The sequence below is a fragment of the Micromonospora sp. BQ32 genome (genome assembly GCF_059358895.1).
Map to the genome: position 1 here is coordinate 63,263 of NZ_JCADBI010000018.1, position 18,055 is coordinate 81,317.

19 protein-coding genes and 1 pseudogene are annotated in these 18,055 nt (G+C 71.9%); 10 read left to right on the forward strand and 10 right to left on the reverse strand.

All coding sequences use genetic code 11. The features are described 5' to 3' along the window. The first annotated feature begins 165 nt into the window (after nucleotides 1-165). Nucleotides 166-1,434, forward strand: a complete 1,269-nt coding sequence (locus tag AC5L30_RS27495; protein WP_494870664.1) for a L,D-transpeptidase — start codon at nucleotides 166-168, stop codon at nucleotides 1,432-1,434. A 164-nt stretch (nucleotides 1,435-1,598) separates the two neighbouring features. Here AC5L30_RS27495 and AC5L30_RS27500 read toward each other — a convergent pair whose 3' ends face one another. Next, a complete protein-coding gene (locus AC5L30_RS27500) occupies nucleotides 1,599-2,615 on the reverse strand; it encodes an SMP-30/gluconolactonase/LRE family protein (protein ID WP_494870665.1) in 1,017 nt (338 codons plus the stop codon). Between the two features lie 182 nt (nucleotides 2,616-2,797). On the opposite strand from AC5L30_RS27500, the gene AC5L30_RS27505 reads away from it, so the two are divergent. Then, nucleotides 2,798-3,184 carry an STAS domain-containing protein gene (locus AC5L30_RS27505; RefSeq protein WP_494870667.1) on the forward strand — a complete coding sequence of 129 codons (387 nt, stop codon included), beginning with the start codon at nucleotides 2,798-2,800 and terminating at the stop codon, nucleotides 3,182-3,184. A gap of 84 nt (nucleotides 3,185-3,268) precedes the next feature. Here AC5L30_RS27505 and AC5L30_RS27510 read toward each other — a convergent pair whose 3' ends face one another. Together AC5L30_RS27510 and AC5L30_RS27515 are read right to left on the reverse strand one after the other, a co-directional pair. Next, on the reverse strand, nucleotides 3,269-3,661 hold the full coding sequence (locus AC5L30_RS27510; protein WP_494870669.1) for an FKBP-type peptidyl-prolyl cis-trans isomerase: 393 nt from the start codon (nucleotides 3,659-3,661) through the stop codon (nucleotides 3,269-3,271). A 216-nt stretch (nucleotides 3,662-3,877) separates the two neighbouring features. Continuing rightward, nucleotides 3,878-4,362 (reverse strand): annotated as a pseudogene (locus AC5L30_RS27515) (hypothetical protein). Nucleotides 4,363-4,546: 184 nt separating this feature from the next. Between AC5L30_RS27515 and AC5L30_RS27520 the strand changes: the two are divergent. Beyond that, nucleotides 4,547-5,503: a TerC/Alx family metal homeostasis membrane protein gene (locus AC5L30_RS27520; protein WP_494870671.1), complete on the forward strand. Its 957-nt coding sequence runs from the start codon at nucleotides 4,547-4,549 to the stop codon at nucleotides 5,501-5,503. A 72-nt stretch (nucleotides 5,504-5,575) separates the two neighbouring features. Here the strand turns inward: AC5L30_RS27520 and AC5L30_RS27525 are convergent, their stop codons facing one another. From AC5L30_RS27525 to AC5L30_RS27545, 5 genes are all read right to left on the reverse strand, one after another. Next, the gene (locus AC5L30_RS27525; protein ID WP_494870673.1) at nucleotides 5,576-6,301 is read right to left on the reverse strand and encodes a helical backbone metal receptor; all 726 of its coding nucleotides are present in this window, start codon (nucleotides 6,299-6,301) and stop codon (nucleotides 5,576-5,578) included. A gap of 62 nt (nucleotides 6,302-6,363) precedes the next feature. Then, complete coding sequence (locus AC5L30_RS27530) at nucleotides 6,364-6,927, reverse strand: hypothetical protein (RefSeq protein WP_494870675.1); 564 nt, start codon at nucleotides 6,925-6,927, stop codon at nucleotides 6,364-6,366. Continuing rightward, nucleotides 6,924-7,445 (reverse strand): DUF6286 domain-containing protein, encoded by a 522-nt coding sequence (locus tag AC5L30_RS27535; RefSeq protein WP_494870677.1) that lies wholly within the window; start codon nucleotides 7,443-7,445, stop codon nucleotides 6,924-6,926. The genes AC5L30_RS27530 and AC5L30_RS27535 overlap by 4 nt, the downstream gene beginning before the upstream one ends. 1 nt (nucleotide 7,446) lies before the next feature. After that, the gene (locus AC5L30_RS27540; protein WP_494870679.1) at nucleotides 7,447-7,827 is read right to left on the reverse strand and encodes an Asp23/Gls24 family envelope stress response protein; all 381 of its coding nucleotides are present in this window, start codon (nucleotides 7,825-7,827) and stop codon (nucleotides 7,447-7,449) included. Continuing rightward, nucleotides 7,824-8,015, reverse strand: coding sequence for a hypothetical protein (locus tag AC5L30_RS27545; protein WP_494870681.1), 192 nt, complete (start codon nucleotides 8,013-8,015; stop codon nucleotides 7,824-7,826). Before AC5L30_RS27545 ends, AC5L30_RS27540 begins: the two co-directional genes overlap by 4 nt. Nucleotides 8,016-8,179: 164 nt before the next feature. Here AC5L30_RS27545 and AC5L30_RS27550 point away from each other — a divergent pair, with 164 nt between their 5' ends. Continuing rightward, complete coding sequence (locus AC5L30_RS27550; RefSeq protein WP_494870683.1) at nucleotides 8,180-9,055, forward strand: DUF2726 domain-containing protein; 876 nt, start codon at nucleotides 8,180-8,182, stop codon at nucleotides 9,053-9,055. 296 nt (nucleotides 9,056-9,351) lie between these two features. Beyond that, on the forward strand, nucleotides 9,352-10,623 hold the full coding sequence (locus tag AC5L30_RS27555) for a hypothetical protein (protein WP_494870684.1): 1,272 nt from the start codon (nucleotides 9,352-9,354) through the stop codon (nucleotides 10,621-10,623). A gap of 129 nt (nucleotides 10,624-10,752) precedes the next feature. Here AC5L30_RS27555 and AC5L30_RS27560 read toward each other — a convergent pair whose 3' ends face one another. Further along, nucleotides 10,753-11,100 (reverse strand): histone-like nucleoid-structuring protein Lsr2, encoded by a 348-nt coding sequence (locus AC5L30_RS27560; RefSeq protein ID WP_238672224.1) that lies wholly within the window; start codon nucleotides 11,098-11,100, stop codon nucleotides 10,753-10,755. Nucleotides 11,101-11,245: 145 nt separating this feature from the next. Continuing rightward, nucleotides 11,246-11,854 carry a response regulator gene (locus AC5L30_RS27565; RefSeq protein WP_494870686.1) on the reverse strand — a complete coding sequence of 203 codons (609 nt, stop codon included), beginning with the start codon at nucleotides 11,852-11,854 and terminating at the stop codon, nucleotides 11,246-11,248. 98 nt (nucleotides 11,855-11,952) lie between these two features. On the opposite strand from AC5L30_RS27565, the gene AC5L30_RS27570 reads away from it, so the two are divergent. The 5 genes from AC5L30_RS27570 (at nucleotide 11,953) to AC5L30_RS27590 (ending at nucleotide 18,010) form a co-directional block, all read left to right on the forward strand. After that, nucleotides 11,953-12,684 (forward strand): sensor histidine kinase, encoded by a 732-nt coding sequence (locus AC5L30_RS27570; protein ID WP_494870687.1) that lies wholly within the window; start codon nucleotides 11,953-11,955, stop codon nucleotides 12,682-12,684. Between the two features lie 83 nt (nucleotides 12,685-12,767). After that, nucleotides 12,768-13,637 carry a manganese catalase gene (locus tag AC5L30_RS27575; protein ID WP_494870688.1) on the forward strand — a complete coding sequence of 290 codons (870 nt, stop codon included), beginning with the start codon at nucleotides 12,768-12,770 and terminating at the stop codon, nucleotides 13,635-13,637. Between the two features lie 141 nt (nucleotides 13,638-13,778). Further along, complete coding sequence (gene lon, locus AC5L30_RS27580; RefSeq protein ID WP_494870689.1) at nucleotides 13,779-16,109, forward strand: endopeptidase La; 2,331 nt, start codon at nucleotides 13,779-13,781, stop codon at nucleotides 16,107-16,109. Between the two features lie 131 nt (nucleotides 16,110-16,240). Beyond that, on the forward strand, nucleotides 16,241-16,645 hold the full coding sequence (locus tag AC5L30_RS27585) for a DoxX family protein (RefSeq protein ID WP_494870691.1): 405 nt from the start codon (nucleotides 16,241-16,243) through the stop codon (nucleotides 16,643-16,645). 228 nt (nucleotides 16,646-16,873) lie between these two features. After that, a complete protein-coding gene (locus AC5L30_RS27590) occupies nucleotides 16,874-18,010 on the forward strand; it encodes a right-handed parallel beta-helix repeat-containing protein (RefSeq protein WP_494870693.1) in 1,137 nt (378 codons plus the stop codon). The last annotated feature ends 45 nt before the right edge of the window (nucleotides 18,011-18,055 follow it).

Genomic DNA, 18,055 nt, shown 5'->3' on the forward strand with positions numbered 1-18,055 from the left:
AGCAAAGCGCTCGACAGGGGCCGGTTGAACCCCTGTTCTGCCAACTGGAACATTGTCGGAAAATGCGCCGGTAAATGCGCCGCCGATTATTTCCGAATGCCGCGAATGGTCCTCTCACCCGGGCAAGAATGTGGCGGAGGGAAGTCGAAAACGGGGGGACTGAACATGACGTCTAGGCGGCGATTGACGCTGTTGGCGGTAACCATCGCGGCCGCACCACTCGTCCTGGGTGCGTGCACCGCCGACCGGGGGTCGGCGACCGGCTCGGCGAAGAAGCCCACCGCCCCGCCGGAGCTCGCCGTGACGCCTGGGGACAAGGCCCGGGACGTCCCGGTCAGCGCCGAGGTGGGCACCATGGTCAAGGGCGGTCGGGTCACCGGCGTCCGCCTCACCGACGACAAGGGCAAGCAGGTCAACGCCGAGCCGCGCGAGGACGGCTCCGGCTGGGTGCCGAGTGCTCCGCTGCAACCACGACGGACCTACACCGCCGAGGTGACCGCGACCGGTGACTCCGGTGCCACCACCACCCGCACCACCACCTTCACGACGATGGCCAAATCGACCAAACCGCAGATCACCAGCACCCTTTATTTCAACGGCAATCGGACGTACGGCACGGCGATGCCAGTAACGGTGGCGTTCGACCCGGGAATTCCGAAAGAGGCCAGAGCGGATGTCCAGCGACGGTTGTTCGTAAAGACCAATCCGCCGCAGCCGGGCACCTGGTCGTGGCTTGAGGATGGAAGTCAGGTTTATTACCGGGCGCCTGATTTCTGGAAACCGGGTACCACCATCAGCGTCCGGGCCGGTCTGGAGGGTCTGCCGATCGGAAAGGATCGAGTCGGCGACGCCGAGCGGACCGCGACCTCCAAGATCGGACGACAGGTCTCGCTGGAGATCGACAACGCCACCAAGCAGATGACCGTGCTGCGCGACGGCAAGCAGGTCCGCCGGATCCCGGTCAGCCTGGGTAAGCCGAGCACGCCGAGTTCCAGCGGCAAGATGGTGATCATGGAGAAGCACGAGCGGGTCACCTTCGACACCCGGGGTGAGCCGGACGGCGGCTACGTGGTCGATGTCGACGACGCCCAGCGCTACACCTGGGGCGGCGAGTTCATCCACTCCGCCCCGTGGTCGGAGGGGGACCAGGGCAACACCAACGTCTCGCACGGTTGCGCGAACGTCTCCCCCACGGCGGCCGACTGGTTGATGGGGGTGACGCAGGTTGGTGACCTGGTCACCGTCAAGGGCACCGAGGTGGAGTTGCAGCCGGGCAACGGCTGGACCGCCTGGAACGTGAGCTGGGACGAGTTCGCCCGGGGCAGCGCCCTGCCGGTGCCGCCCGGGCTCAAGCCCGCACCGGTCGCCCCGGCGCACCCGGGCGCGGTGGCCGGCGGCTCGCCCGCCCCGGCGCCCTCGGTCAGCGGTCGCTGAGTCACCGTTCGCGGCAGGAACCGGGCCGGCCCGCCACCACGGCGGACCGGCCCGGTCGCCGCCTGACGACCGCTGGCGCAGCTGGGACCGCAGAGGCGGGGTCGCGGCCAGGAACGCCGCCGAGCGCCCTCCCGGCGATCGGCTCGGCGCCGTGGCTCCGGCCTTCACCCCAGGGGTACGCGGGCCACCCCGGGCCCGGTCAGGCTGCCCAGCCAGAGCTGGTCGCCGTGCTGACGTACCCCGGTGATCATGGAGTAGTTGCCGTTCGGACCGTGCAGCGTCCGGCGGACCGCGCCCGCGCCGTCGACCAGCGCGACCAGCCCGTAGCGGCGTGGTTGCGGCTGCATCGCTTCGGGCAGCAGAGCGGCGATCTGACGCAGCCGCGGATGGGGCAGCAACCGCTCGGCGATCGGCACCCGGGGGCTGGGCAGCGCGATCCAGTACGTCCCGTCACCCACCGCGGCGAGATTGTCCGGGTACGCGGGCAGGTCGGCGAGGACCCGCACCCCGCCGCTCAGCTCGACGCGCAGCAGGCGATGGGTGCTGGTCTCCACGAGCATCAGCGCCGACTCGTCCGGGGTCAGCGCGATCCCGTTGGGGAAGTACAACCCCTCGGTCACCACCTCGGTGCGGCCGCTGCCCGGATGGTGGGCCAGCACCCGACCGTTGGGGCGGTGCTCCAGCAGGTCCCGCTTCCAGTGTGAAACCGGGAACCGGTCGGAGCTGTCGGTGAAGTAGATGGTGCCGTCCCGGCCCACCGTCGCGTTGTTGGCCAGGTGCACCGGGGGTGCCGTTCCGGTGAGTGCGCGTACCGCGCCGTCCGGGGTGACCCGCAGCAGCCCGCGGTACGCGTCGCAGACCACCAGGGCCTCGCCGGACGGGTCCAGTTCGATGCCGAGCGGACGGCCGCCGGTCTCGGCCAGCAGTTCAGGTCGGGTGCCGGCCAGCGCGTCGACCGGCCACCACCAGAGCCGGCCGTTCTCGTCGCCACTGATCACCCGCCCGGCACCGTCGACCAGCACGTCCTCGGGGCCGACGGCGCCCGTGGGGAGGGGCAGCAACTCGGCCTCATCGAGCCGGCGGTCGGTGGGGGCCCACGCTCCGGCCAGCGCCGGAGGGCTGGTCGCCGGCTCGCGGACGGGACGGATCAGCCGGGGCGGCCGGGGCCGGGGGATCAGCATCGGCCTATTCTCCACCCCGGTCTCGACCGACCCCCGGGTTCCGCGCCCGCCCGGCGCGCCGCCCAGCCCCCTGACCCCACCCCGAGAGGGAGGTGGGAAGCCTCGGGGTATGCCCCTGGGCGTACCCGGAATCACTCCCTGGAGGGGCGAAAGTGTCGGTGGTGGGGGCTAGATTTCAGGGCATGGAAGAGCACAGCGACCGGCTCGACGTGCAGGTCAGCGTGGGTGACCAACTGGTCCTCATGCGGGTGGCCGGCGAGATCGACATCGCCACGGTGGCCGCGTTCCGGTCCGCGCTGTGGTCTGCGCCGGCCCGCCCGGTGCTTCAACTGGAGTTGTCCGGGCTGCGGCTGCTCTCCGCCGCTGGAGTGCGCACGCTGCTCGCCGCGCACCTGCGCGTGCGGGCCTGCGGTGGCGAGCTGGTCCTGGTCGACCCGAGCCCGGTGGTGGCGCGGGTGCTGCGCGTCAGCGGGCTGCACCGCGTGATGCCGATTCTGGAGCCGGCTTCGGTGATCGAGGCCGCGCGTCGCCCGGTGGTCGCGACCACCGACCTGCAACTGGCCGCCTGACCTCGGTCGACGAGGGCGGCCTCCACGGTCGTACCCGGGCGCGACGCGGGGTCGCCGGCGTGGGCCGGCGACCCCGACAATCGGTCAGCGCACGCCGAGCAGGTCGACGACGAAGACCAGGGTCTCGCCCGGCTTGATGACGCCGCCGGCGCCCCGGTCGCCGTAGCCCAGGTGCGGCGGGATGATCAGCCGGCGGCGACCGCCGACCCGCATGCCGGCGACGCCCTGGTCCCAGCCGGCGATGACCTGACCGCCGCCGAGCGGGAAGTCGAACGCCTGGCCCCGGTTCCAGGACGAGTCGAACTCGCCGCCGGTGGAGTGCGAGACGCCGACGTAGTGCACGCTGACCAGCTGGCCCGGCTCGGCCTGCGGGCCGTCGCCCACGGTGATGTCCTCGATCACGAGGTCGGCCGGCGGTGCACCCTCGATCGGACCAACCTCGGGCTTACCCGATTGGGCGCCTGCTGCCTGGTTCATGCGGGGATCTCCTGCCGTGTGGGTGATGTGTCCGGTCACCGTCGATCCTGCCGGATCACCCCTCACCGATGTGCGGCGGACCCGCAACCTGCTCCGCAGCCCCATCCGCCGGTCGTGCACCGACCGTCCCGGTGGCGTTCCGGCCCGGGCGGTGGGACGACGAGGTGGCGGGCGTCACCGGTGCTGGTGACGCCCGCCGAGGGGGTTGCGCGGTGTTCACCGGAGACAGGGCACCCGTCGGACGATCGGCAGCGTCGCCCACACCCGGCCGAGGCCCCAGGTGTCGCCGGCGTTGACGAGCGCCAGGACCGCCAGCACCGCTGCGTAGATCAGGTGGTCGTCCATGAAGGGGTTGTTCTCCGGAGGCAGGACGGCGGTCCACATCATGACCAGCAGCCCACCGGTTACGGCGGCGACCCGCATGCCGATGCCGAGCAGCAGGGCGACACCGATCCCGGCCAGGCCGGCCATGAAGAGCCAGTCCGCCCAGGCGGCACCGGCGATCCCGGTGTAGAGATCCTTGAACGGGCCGGTCACGCCGAAGGTCAGGAATCCCCTGGTGGGGCTACCCCCGTTGATCCAGGCGTTCTTCGACTCGGTGGCCATCCCGAGGCGAACATCTTGTCGATGAAGGCCCAGAGGAAGATCCAGCCGAGGCTCCGGCCCGGCGGCCCGGACGACCTCGGCCGGCTGATCGGCATCGTCAGTCGTGCCGACCTGCTGCGAGGGCCGCTCTCGCTCAGAACCTCAGCCGTTGCCGCTGGTGAGGACCAGATTGTCGTAGTGGTGCCCGACTTCGTTGGACCGCCCGATGCCGGCTCGGGCGTTCACCTAGGCTCGAAAAGGGCCGGCCGGCCTGGTTGACGGGCGGTGGCGCGGTGGTCGATGCGGAGGGCCTCGGTGGCTGAGGCGACGGTCGCGGTCCCACTGTGGGCCTGGGCGGCGGTCGGCGCGGTCATCGCGGTGATGCTCGCCGTGGATGTGCTCCTGCACCGGGACAACCACGTCATCGAGCTCCGCGAGGCGCTGTTGTGGAGCGCGGTCTGGATCGGCGCGGGCCTGCTGTTCGGGTTGGTCGTCTGGTGGGGTCTCGGCGGTGACCCGGCCATCGCGTACTTCTCCGGCTACCTGCTGGAGAAGGCGCTCTCGGTGGACAACGTGTTCGTCTTCGCGCTGCTCTTCGGCTACTTCCAGGTGCCGTCGGGCTACCAGCACAAGGTGCTGTTCTGGGGTGTCGTGGGCGCGCTCGTCTTCCGGCTGCTGTTCATCTTCGCCGGCGCCGAGCTGCTGGACCGGCTCACCTGGGCCGGGTTCGTGCTGGGCGGGTTCCTGGTCTGGACCGGTTGGCGGCTGGCGGTACGCGGGAAGCCGGACGTCGACCCGGAACGCAACGTCGCGGTCCGGCTGTTTCGGCGGTTGGTGCCCACCGACGCCCGCTACCACGGCGACCGGTTCACCGCCCGGGTGGGCGACCGGCGCGTGGCGACCTTGCTGCTGGTGGCGCTGGTCGCCATCGAGGCCACCGACGTGGTCTTCGCCATCGACTCGGTGGCGGCGATCCTCGCCATCACCACCAACACCTTCCTGGTCTGGACGGCCACCGCGTTCGCCGTGCTGGGGCTGCGAAGCCTCTACTTCTGCCTCGCCGGCCTGCTGCGGCACTTCGGCTACCTGCGGTACGGGCTCGCGCTGCTGCTGGCCTTCGCCGGGCTGAAGCTGATTCTCGCCGAGACGCCGGTGGGCAAGCTGCCGGTCTGGTTGACCCTGGCCGTGGTGGTGCTGACCCTGACGGTCTCCATCGGCGCCAGCACCCTGGTTGCCCGCCGCCGACCCGACGGCTGAGCCGCCGGGCCGCGCCGTGCCGCCGGGCCTGAACCGCCGGGCCGCGTCCCGACCGCCCGGCGGCGGCCGGGATCAGTCGACCAGCACCGGCCGGGACAGTTGGTCGGCGAGCAGGGTGGGCGCCTCGGCCAGGGACGGGCCGTACCAGGTGAGGTGTCGCCCGGAGAGCAGGGCGCACGGTACGCCGGGGAACGCCTCCGGTCCGTCGTCGGCGGTGAACCGGTACGGCTCGTCGGGCAGCACCACCAGGTCGGGCTCTCGTTCGCGCAGCTCGGTGAGGGTCGGGCGGGGATACCGCTCGGGGTGCTCGTCGTAGGTGTTCAGCACGCCGAGGCGGCGCAGCATGTCACCGGCGAACGTGTCGCCGCCGAGCACCACCCACGGCCGACGCCAGACCGGCACCACCGCGCGGCGGGTCGGCGTCAGCCGGGGCGGCGTGGCCCAGGCCCGCCGGGCGGCCCGCAACCAGGCCGGCTCCGTCGGCGCACCCAGTTCGGTCAGCAGCTCGCCCAGCTCGGTCAACGCGCCGGGAACGGTGCGCGGAAAGGTGACCCGGACCGGTACGCCAGCCGCCCGCAGCGCCTCCGCGTCGGCCCGGCGGTTCTCCTCCACGTTCAGCAGCACCAGGTCCGGCCGCAGCGCGTGCACCCGGTCCAGATCCGGGTACTTGCTGCCGCCGACCCGGGCCACGTCGAGACCGGCCGGGTGGCTGCACCAGTCGGTGGCCCCGACCAGCACTCCCGGCAGGGTCAGCGCCACCGCCTCGGTCAGTGACGGCACCAGCGACACCACCCGCACCCGCGTACCTCCGTTCGCCGCCCGTCCCCGGCACCGATCATGCCTCCCGGGCCGGCGTCGGGTCAGGGGCGGCCGGGCTCGATGCGAGCGGTCACGTCGAGGTGGGCGGGTTGGCAGTCGGTCGTCGCCGCGAATCGTCGGACCGCGGCGCGAACGTGCTCGCGTACGCCGGCGGCCGGCGCGTCGGCGGTGAGGTCCACCCGGATCCACACGTCGGGGCGCGGTGGCGTGCCGGTGAGGACCACCCGGGCCCGGCGTACCCCGGGGTTGCCGGTCAGGTCGCGCACCAGCGCGTCGGTGAGAACGTCGGCGGCCAGCCGGGTCCGGCCCGGCCGGCGTCCGGGGTGGCTCAGGATGCCGCGCAGTGTGCCGCCTGGGCCCCGCAGCTCCCGGGCCAGCAGGCGCTGCCCGGCCAGTGCGACCAGTGCCCCGGTGACCGCCGCGGCCAGGGTGCTCCACGGCGCCGCCCTCCGCCACCGGTCGACCAGGCCGGCGTTGAGCAGCACCGCCGCTGGGTCAGCCCCGGGCAGCGTGCCGAGGCTGGCCGCCAGCGCCGCCGCGCCGCCCGCCACCAGCAGCAGCAGCGCGATGATGGTCCACAGCAGTCGGTGCCCGGCGTTGGTCACGCCGGCCGCCGTCGAGGCAGCAGCCGGACGTCGATTCGGGCGGCGCGGGGCGCGGTGAGGCGGTGCAACTCCTGGTGCACAGCGAACTCGATCTCCGTCCGGGCCGCCGGGTCACCGCTCGCGTGGACCCGGGGACGCCACTGGCCGCCGCGCCGCCGAACCCGGACCCGGGCTCGGCGGACGCCCGGCACCGCGCTGGCGGCGTCGGCGAGCCGCCGCTCCACACAGCGCCGGCGCAGGTACCAGCCGTCGCGCTCGTCGGCGCGCAGGCGGACCGGTGTCCACCGGCGTAGCTGGGCGACGAGGATGGCCAGGCCCAGCAGGAGCGTCACACCGGCCACCGCCCGGACCGTGGGGTCGCCCCACCGGGTATTGCTCAGCGCGTCGAACCAGCCCGTGGTGTCGAGCGGCGTCGGGCGGTGCAGGGTGAGCAGCAACGCCTGGACGGCCACCGCCGCGCCGCCGAGAAGCAGCGCGGCGGCCAGCAGCAACGAGGCGACCCGGTTGGCGGTGCGCATCTCAGCCGTCCTCCGCTCGTGCGGCGCCGGCCCCGGGCCCGTCGACGCCGGGGACGAGCAGGTCGTCGACGGTGACAGTCACCACCGCCACGCTGAGCCCGGTCTGGGCGGCCACCCGGTCGGCGACCACCGCCCGGACCGTCTCGGCGATCGTCGGCACACTGTGCCCGTACCAGGTGATGAGGTGCAGGTCGAGTCCGACGGACCGGTCATCCAGGCGGACCGCCGCCGGGCGGACCACGGACACGCCCCGCACCAGGCTGGCGGCCTGCACCGCGATCCGCACGACGTCCGCCGCGTCGCCCGGACGACGCTCCGAACCGGTCGTCCCGGCGGCCAGTCCGGCGCTGGGGTTCGTCCCGGTGGACGGGCGGGTGGTCATCGGCGTCGCCGAGCGTCGGCGCGGCGGTCACCGAGACCGGTCACCGCGAGGTCGCCGTCGAGCACCCGGACGACCAGCCAGCCGAGCAGGCCGGCGAGCACGGCGAGAGCGGCCACGCCGACGCCGGCGAGCGCCCAGACCGCCACGGCGAGGAACCCGGCGAGGGAGCCGAACTGCTGTCGCGACATGGTCACCTCCGGGCCGGTCGGGTACCGGCGGTCGCTGGATACACCGGGCGGCCATCCCTGGAACGTCGATGCTGCTGTGATCCGGGTCACATCAGAAGTCGGTGGCCCATGATCGACCACCTAGACTCGGCCCGGCTCGACCGACCGGCGGATGGATCAGGCAGATGACGAGCATCGGGAGCGACGACCGCGGTTGGCTGCGGGCGATGCCCGCCGAGGCGGGGCGCGACGCGCTGTTCAGCCGCGCCGACCACCGGGTCCTGTCGGCGCGCCGGCTCAGTGATCTGGTCCAGGGCCGCCCATCCGGTGTCACCGGCAGCCAGTGGACCTCGGCGAGCCGCGCCAGCTTCGACTTCGTGGTCTACGCCGCCGACACCGGCCGTCCGGTCGTCGCCGTGGAGATCGGACCGGTGCCGTCCGCAGGCTCGGCGGAGCAGCGCGTGGAGCGACTCAAGGACGCGGTGAGCGCGGCCGCCGGCCTGCCCGTACTGCGGATCGGTTCGCCGACGTTGCGGGCCGCCGAGCACGGCCGCCGCCTGGTCGAGTACGTGATCGACGCGCGCGGCTACGCCGCGGGCGGGGCCACCGCCGCCGGCACCGAACCGGCGCCGGTGGGCTTCCGGGACATCCTGGGCCGGCTGCCGGACGGGCGTACCGGACCGGTCAACGACCTCGGCGCGCTGACCCGAGCGGCGGCGGTCGAGGCGTACGTGGCCGGGCAGGTGGCCGACCCGATCGTGCGAGGGCTGCACGTCCGCTGGGTGGACGGGCCGGCACAGGGGTGGAGTTGGGTGCAGGTACGCCCCGACGCCTGCCTCGTCGAGCAGGTCTCGGTGACCGAACAGCGTTTCTCCTGCGGCATCGACGCTGCCCGGCTGGCCGAGGATCTCGCCGCCGTCGCCGTGGGGGAACGACTGCGGGAGAATGCCGTCGCGGACCTGCTGCCGCGCGCCGAGTGGACCGCGCAGATCGCCGCGCTGAGCCAGCGCCGCCACGAACTGGTCGGCGGGTTCGCCTTCGACCACCTCTGCGCCGACTGACCGGCGTCCGTTTCACCTGCTGATCCCTGCTCCGCACCGGCTCCGTGTCGGGTCGCGGCAATTTCCTGTGCGTCAGTTGAACCTTCCCGGCCGCCGCCCCGTACTCCTGCGCGAATGAACAGGATCTCCCCATCCGCGTCCACCGGGCGCGGGAGACGGTGCGGAAAGGGCATCGTCGGCCATCGACGCATTACCGGGTAGGTCACGGTGGGTCCCCCGCCGCGGCGTGCCACCTCACATCCGTCGGTCCGCCGAGGGCAGAAATCCACTACCGGATCGAGAAGGAGAGCAATTCGATGCGCAGGTCCACTCGGGCGCGCCGGCCTTCCGGCAACGCGCGGAGCAAGCGTCTGCTGGCAGTTGTCGGCACGCTCGCGGTCTTCGGCGGAGTTGTCGCCGTGACTCAGATTTCGTCGGCCCAGGACCGGCGGACAAACAAGCCACGTCCGGCTTCCGGGCAGTGCGTGGAGCCGAGCCCGGGCGCGACCGCGCCGACTGGCGGCGGCTCGACCAGCCGGACCTGGCAGAACGGTCGGTGGGTGCGCAATCACTGGGGTGACGGACAGCAGTCGGTCCCCGAGTGCGAGGACGGCAAGGACGGCACGGTGGGCACCGGCACGGCCATCGCCTGCCCGGATGTGGCGGCCAAACTGCCGCAGGTGCCGAACCGGGCGCGGGCCGAGGTGGACCGCAACCTCGCCCAGTTGCAGACCCAGATCGCCGAGGCGGACCGCCGGCTGGCCGCCGAGGGCAACAAGGGCGAGGCGTTCATCCGCAGCGCGATCCTCCAGCCGCTGGCCGGCAAGCGCCGCGCCGTGCTGGACCGGATCACGACCGCCATCGACCGGGCCGGACCCCGGCCGCAGGGCCTCGCCCAGCTCGCCGAGTGCCAGGTGCAGCCCACCGGCAACACGGGCGGCAACAACGGCGGCGGGACCACGCCCACCACCACCCCCACCACCACCCCCGGTGGCGGGAACAACGGCGGCGGCAACAACGGCGGTGGCACTGCGCCCGGCGCCGGCCTCGGCGTGCTCGCCAACGACTGCGACGAGAGCCGGCTCCAGCCGCACGACGGTTTCCAGAACGGCAACCGCTGCGTGAGCACCGAGTTCGGTGAGGTCGGCGCGGCGGCCAACAACCCGTCGCTGCTGATCACCCAGTTCCCCGAGCAGATCGGCCAGAACCAGCCCTTCACCCTGCGGGTCAGCACCCGCAACCTGGTCCGGGACCGCTTCCTGGCCGCCGGCCAGGGTGGCTACTACGTGGAGAGCTCGCTGCTGAACGACCAGGGCCTGGTCCGCGGTCACTTCCACACCGCCTGCCGGATGCTGGACAGCCTGACCGCTCCGCCGGAGCCGCAGGAGGTGCCCGCGTTCTTCGTCGCGACCGAGGACGGCCGCGGTGGCGCCCAGGCCGACGAGGTGACGATCCAGATTCCGGGTCTGCCGGAGTCGGGTACCGCCCAGTGCTCCGTCTGGGCCGGTGACGGCTCGCACCGCCTGCCGATGATGGAGCGGGCCAACCAGACCCCCGCTTTCGACTCGGTGCGCATCGACGTCAACTGAGCTGACGTACCGACGGCGGCCGGCCACCCGGGGTGACAACCCGGGGTGGCCGGCCGCCGCCTCGTCACGGGTGCCCGGACAAACGGCGGGGCCCCGCCGTTTCCGGCGGGGCCTCGTCGTCGAGTCGCTTCAGCGGCTCTTGTACGCCTCGACCACCTCAACCGGGATCCGGCCCCGCTCGGAAATCTTGTAGCCGTTCTTGACGGCCCATTCCCGGATGGCTCGGTTCTGCTCCCGATCCATTCCCGCGCCGGTGGGTCGCCCCGGTCGCCGGACTGAACGGGCGCTCTCCACCGGACCGCGCCCGATCCGCCGACCCGCATTGATGTACGGATCGAGCGCCTTGCGCAGGACGCCGGCATTCTCGTCGGAGACATCGATCGTGTAGGCCACGCCGTCGAGACTGAACTCGACCGTCCGGTCGGCCTTCCCACCGTCGAGGTCGTCGGTCAGGACCGTGATTACTTTTCTCGCCATTGCCGATTACTCCCTGTGTGCGGCGGGATGTGTCCAAAGTCTGACCTATCACCCCGGTAATCCGCAACAATATGCCTTCCATTCATTCGGCGCGTCGCGATTCCGTTACCGAGCAAAACCGTGAATCGGTCTGAACGCGAGGGCTTCATTCCCCGAGGATGCCGCTGTGACCGGCGACGGCGGCGGCCTCGGCCCGGTTCGAGACCCGCAACTTTCGCAGCAACGCGGCGGTCATCCGTTTCACCGTCCGTTCGGAGACGTGCAGTTCTTCGGCGATGTCGACGGTGCTGCGGCCGGCGGCGATTGCCCGCAGCAGCCGCCGTTCCTCGCCGTCCAGGTCGACCGGGGAGGAGCGGTTGGGCCGCAGTATGGCGCGCAGCAGCTCGGCCGGGAGCACCGCCCAGCCGTCGAGGATGGCCAGCAGTGGGGGCAGCAACTCCTCCGGTTCGCTGGTCTTGGGCAGGAACCCCTCGGCACCGGCCCGCAGCGCCTCCACCGCCGATGCGGGCTCGGCGGAACCGGACATCGCGACCACCCGCACCCGTGGGGTGGTCCGCCGGATCGCGGCGACCGCCCGGATGCCACCGGGTGGCGGCATGTTCAGGTCGACCAGGGCCAGGTCGGGGCAGCAGTTGCTGACCACCGCCGCCGCCGCGGCGGCGTCGCCGGTCGAGGCGACCACCTCGGCGCGGCCGTCGGTGGTGATCGGGAGCAGCAACTCCAGGCCGCGGACGAAAAGAGGGTGATCGTCCACGACAACGAGTCGCAAGGTGGAGGCTCCCGGCATGTCTGGGCCGTTCCCCAGCGGGTACCGATCATGCGGGTTCGCACCAAACGAGGGGAGTCGGGTGGATGCGCGTACGGCACGGTTTGCGGGACCTGCTGCGAGGGTTGCGCCACATCGAGCCGACACCCGGTGAGAGGCGATCGCCGGAGGCCGAGTCGGAGTTGCTGCTGCGGGTGTTGTGCCACGAGTTCCGGACGCCGATCAGCACCCTGACCTCGCTGACCCGCGCGCTGGCCGACGAGCGTCGCGAGCTGACCAGTGACGACCGGCGGGCGATCATCGAGCTGGCCCGCGACCAGGCCGCCCACCTGCAGAGCCTGCTGCGCGACGCGACCGCCAGCACGGGCGTGCTGACGCTGAGCCCGCAGCCGGAGCCGGCCGTCGCGCTGGCGGGCATCCTGCGGGAGGCCGCCGCGCTGGTGCCGGTCGGCCGTCGGCGGGCGCGGGCCACCCGGCGGGCGGCCTCCTGCCCGGTGCCGGCCGGACGAACTCGACAGGTGCTGGTCAACCTGGTGCAGAACGCGTTGCGGCACGGGCCGCCGGACGGGCAGGTCGGGCTCTACGCCACCCTGCGCGGCCCTGGCCTGAGCATTCTGGTCACCGACGAGGGTCGGGTCGACGATGCGCTGCTGGTCGCGTTGCGGCGTCCGGCGCCAGCGGTCGGGATGTCCGGTCTGGGCCTGTGGATCGCGCGGCAGCTCGTCGCGACGGACGGGGGAGCGTTGCGGGCGCACCGGCTGCGACCCCGTGGAGTGGCGCTGGAGGTGCTGCTGCCGATGGCTCGCCCGCTGCGCTGACCCGGGCGGGACACCGGTTGGCCCGCTCGGGTCAGTGGGGCGGGAACGGCCTCGCTACCTGTTTCTGGTACCGAGGAGGTTGGATGTTCAGCCACGTCAAGGATCTGCAGTTCGAGGCCAAACCGGACGGCCCGGACGCGGCGTTCGCCCGCCGGTTGCAGGAGGTGCTGGGCGGCAAGTGGGGCGAGATGACCGTCGCCAACCAGTATCTCTTCCAGGGTTGGAACTGCCGGCTGCCCGGCAAGTACAAGGATCTGTTGCTCGATGTCGGCACCGAGGAGATGGGCCACGTCGAGATGATCGTCACGATGATCACCCGGCTGTTGGACAACGCGCCGCTGTCGCTGACCGAGGGGATCGCGGAGGACCCCGGAGGCGCGGCGACCTACGCCGGCGAGAACCCGGCGCACTTCATCCACGGCGGGGGTGGCGCCCTGCCCACCGACTCCAACGGGGTGCCCTGGAACGGCGCGTTCATCACCGCCAGCGGCAACCTGTTGGCCGATTTCCAGCTCAACGTCACCGCCGAGGCGCAGGGTCGGCTCCAGGTCGCCCGGTTGTTCCACATGACCGACGACCCGGGCGTCAAGCAGATGCTGCGCTTCCTGTTGGCCCGCGACACGATGCACCAGAACATGTGGCTGGCGGCGATCGAGCAGCTCAAGGAGGACGGGTTGGAGGAGATGCCGGTGCCGGAGGCGTTCCCGGACTCGGGCGAGCTCACCGAGGAGTACAGCTACACCTACCTGGGCTTCTCCTCGGGCACCGACGCCGCCCAGGGGCGCTGGGCGTCCGGGCCATCGCCGGACGGCAAGGGCGAGTTCCGGTACGACGACAACCCGCGGGCGAACGCGCCGGAGCCGGTGCTGCCCCCGGGTGACCCTCGCCTGTACGGCACCAACCCGGGGGTGGCCGGCTCGGTGGTGAACACGGTGAAGGGCAAGCTCGCCTGAGGTGTCTCGTCGGGTCGCCCGCCGGTCCCGGGCGACCCACCGGACCGGGTGGAAGAGTGGTCTGGGTCACAGGGCGGAACAAGGGGAACGCTTTGTTACTTGAGTGAGACACGCTCAACTCAACGCGATAGCAGGTGTTCGATGGCAACTCTTCCGGTACTTCCCCTGACCGACGCCGTGCTGCTGCCCGGCATGGTCATCCCGGTGACCCTCGACCCCACCACCCAGGCCGCGATCGACGCGGCGCGCGCGACCGGCGACCGCAAGCTGCTGGCCGTGCCGCGCATCGACGGCGAGTACGGGCCGGTCGGCGTGGTCGCCACCATCGAGAAGGTCGGCCGGCTGCCCGAGGGTGAGCCCGCCGCCGTCATCCGTGGCCTGTCCCGGGCCCGGATCGGCTCCGGCGTGCCCGGTCCCGGCGCCGCCCTCTGGGTCGAGGCGACCGAACTCGACGAACCCGCCTACGCCGGTCGGGCCCGGGAACTCGCCCGCGAGTACCGCGCCCTGGTGACCTCCGTGCTCCAGCAGCGGGGCGCCTGGCAGGTCATCGACGCGGTGGAGCGGATGACCGACCTTTCCGAACTGGCCGACTCGGCCGGTTACGCGCCCTGGCTGACGCTGGAGCAGAAGAACGAACTGCTGGCCGCGCCGGACGTCACCGCCCGGCTGGAGCTGCTGGTCGGCTGGGTGAAGGACTACCTGGCCGAGCAGGAGGTCACCGAGCAGATCAACAGCGATGTCCGCGAGGGGCTGGAGAAGTCCCAGCGCGAGTTCCTGCTGCGCCAGCAGCTGGCCGCGATCCGCAAGGAACTGGGCGAGGACGAGCCGGACGGCTCCGCCGACTACCGGTCCCGGGTGGAGTCCGCCGAGCTGCCGGAGAAGGTACGCGAGGCGGCCATGCGCGAGGTCGGCAAGCTGGAGCGGGCCAGTGACGCCTCCCCGGAGGCGGGCTGGATCCGTACCTGGCTGGACACCGTGCTCGAGATGCCGTGGGGCACGCGTACCGAGGACAACACCGACCTGGCCGCGGCCCGGGCGGTGCTCGACGCCGACCACGCCGGCCTGGCCGACGTGAAGGACCGCATCCTGGAGTACCTGGCGGTGCGCAACCGGCGCGCCGAGCGCAACCTCGGTGTGGTCGGCGGTCGTGGCTCCGGCGCGGTCCTCGCCCTCGCCGGTCCGCCCGGGGTGGGTAAGACCAGCCTCGGCGAGTCCGTGGCGCGGGCGCTCGGGCGTAACTTCGTCCGGGTCTCGCTCGGCGGCGTCCGCGACGAGGCGGAGATCCGCGGGCACCGGCGCACCTACGTGGGGGCGCTGCCCGGCCGAATCGTCCGCGCGTTGCGCGAGGCCGGTTCGATGAACCCGGTCGTGCTCCTCGACGAGGTGGACAAGCTGGCCGCCGGCTACGCCGGTGACCCGGCCGCCGCCCTGCTGGAGGTGCTCGACCCGGCCCAGAACCACACCTTCCGGGATCACTACCTGGAGGTCGACCTCGACCTGTCCGACGTGCTCTTCCTGGCCACCGCCAACGTGGTGGAGTCCATCCCCGGCCCCCTGCTGGACCGGATGGAGCTAGTCACCCTGGACGGGTACACCGAGGACGAGAAGGTCGCCATCGCCCGCGACCACCTGCTGCCCCGGCAGCGGGAGCGGGCCGGGCTGACCGCCGACGAGGTCGGCGTCGCCGACGAGGCTCTCGCGTTGATCGCGGGGGAGTACACCCGGGAGGCCGGTGTCCGGCAGCTCGAGCGTGCCCTGGCCAAGATCCTGCGCAAGGTGACGGTGACGCTGGCGACGGACCCGACGCCGGTACGCGTCGGCACCGACAACCTCGCCGGCTACCTGGGTCGGCCGAAGTTCACCCCGGAATCGGCCGAGCGCACCGCCGTACCCGGCGTGGCCACCGGCCTGGCCGTCACGGGCGCCGGTGGGGACGTGCTCTTCATCGAGGCGACCAGCATGGAGGGCGAGCCGGGGCTGACCCTGACCGGCCAGCTCGGTGACGTGATGAAGGAGTCGGCGCAGATCGCGCTCTCCTACCTGCGCTCCAACGGGCGGCGGCTCGGCATCGACCCGAACGCCCTCGCGGGACGCCGGATCCACGTCCACTTCCCGGCGGGCGCGGTGCCCAAGGACGGTCCGAGCGCCGGCATCACCATGGTCACGGCCCTGGCGTCGCTGGTCACCGGTCGCCCGGTCCGCCCCGAGTTCGGGATGACCGGTGAGGTGACGCTCTCCGGTCGGGTGCTGCCGATCGGTGGGGTGAAGCAGAAGCTGCTCGCCGCGCACCGGGCCGGCCTCACCGAGGTGATCATCCCGGCGCGCAACGAGCCCGACCTGGACGACCTGCCGACCGAGGTGCGCGAGGCGCTGACCGTGCACACCCTGGCCGACGTGGCCGACGTGCTCGCCCTGGCGCTGCGCCCGGCCGACGTGAAGACGCTGGACGGTCCGGCGCTCTTCGCGGTCTGACGCTCCGACCATCCGGGCCCCCGCCGTCTTCCGACGGCGGGGGCCCTTTCGGTACGCGCGGGAGGTCTACTGTCTCGTCTGCACCGTCAACCACCTCTCCGCCGCGAGGCGGGCCCCCTGGAGGAACTCCCGTGAACGTGGTGCTCTGGATCATTCAGATCCTGCTCGCCGCCGTCTTCGCCGGCGTCGGACTGGCCAAGCTGGGCCAGCCCAAGGAGAAGTTGCGCGACGTGATGCGGTGGGTGGACCCGGTCCCGCCGTCACAGGTCAAGGCGCTCGGCGCGGTCGAGCTGCTGGCCGCCGCCGGGCTCGTGCTGCCCGCCGCCACCGGCATCGCCACCGGGCTCACCCCGCTCGCCGCCGTCGGACTGGTCATCGTCATGATCGGCGGCATCCTGGTGCACCTGCGCGACCGCAAGCAGCAGACCACCCAGGAGGGGCGTCGCACCGAGATCCAGGGCGCGATCGCCTGCGCGGTGCTGCTCGTCCTCGCCGCCGTGGTGGCCTGGGGGCGCTTCGGCCCGTACGCCCTCTGATCCGCGTCGGCGACCGTCGTATCCGGCGGTCGCCGACGGGTGCCTCCACCCGCTTCCGGGCGGGGATCGGGCCCGCCCACGCGCGTCGTCAGCGACGACAATGCACTGTAGAGTCTGCCCGCTGCTCGACGCGGCACCCAACGGGGGAGAGGTATGGAACCGATCGTGAGCGCACCTGGTGCGGTACCGCCGGCAGTGCCACCACGGTCAGATCCAGCGGGTAGACGGTTGGGACGGCGGGTCCTCTTCGCTGGCGGCGCGGGCGCCGCGGTGGCGACGACGGTGGCCACCCTGGCCGGTGCCGAACAGACGGGATCGCCGCCCGTCGCGACTGTGCGGGAGGCCCCGCTCAGCCTGCGGGACCCCCGGGTCGGCTGCCGGCTCGACGGCAGTGACGAGTCGGCCAAGGTCACCACCGCGCTGAGCCTGCTGCCGGCCGCCGGCGGGGAGATCTTCCAGCCGGTGGGCGCACTCGGTCTCGGATCGGAGGTCCGCTTCCCGACGGGTGTGACCTGGACCGGCGAGAACATCGGCGCGTCGATCATCCAGCCAGCCCCGGGTTACACCGGTCGGCTGGTCTCGAGCGGTAAGTACAACCAGATCTCCAACGTGCACTTCTACGGCATGCGGACCTCCAACGTGCTGTTGACCGTCCGTGGCCCCCGGTCCACCTTCCACCACCTGCACTTCGGCAACTCAGGCAGCCACGCCATCGAGTTCCTCGGCAAGGACGCGGACACCAGCGCCCACGCCAACAAGATCACTGATATCAACATCGAGGACTGCCTCGGCGTGGGCATCCTCGTGAACAAGGTCGCGTACGACAACGAGTTCCTCAACGTCTGGGTCGGTGAGTGCCAGACCGGGATACGGCTGCTGGACAGCGCCTGCTTCTTCGACAATCTGCACGTCTGGGGTTGCCGGGGCAACGGCGTGGAGCTACGCGAACCCGCCCACCGGAACATCTTCCAGAACGTCTACCTGGAGTCGAACGGCACGAGTGGCACCGGCAGCGGCGCCGACCTGCGGCAGGTCTGGGGGACCCAGTTCATCGGCGGCCGGCTGTGGCGCAACGCGTCCAACGGCATCGAGGTCTCCTCGTCCGGACGTACCCGGATCATGGGGCTCGACATCCACGACAACGGCGCGAACGGAATCCTCGGCCGTGACGCCGACATGTGTCAGGTGATCGGCAACCAGTTCTACGACGACGCGACGCCCCGTCGCCAGGACCGACCGATCGTGACGGTCGGCAACAGCAACAACTGGATCGTCAACACCAACGTGATGCGGGCGTTCGACCACCGGTCCGGAGGCGCGTCGCTGGTCGGGGCCAACAACGTGGTCAGCGGAAACATCGGCTAGAACCGGTGGGGCGGCGGGCACTCTGGCGTCCCACCGCCGCCTCGC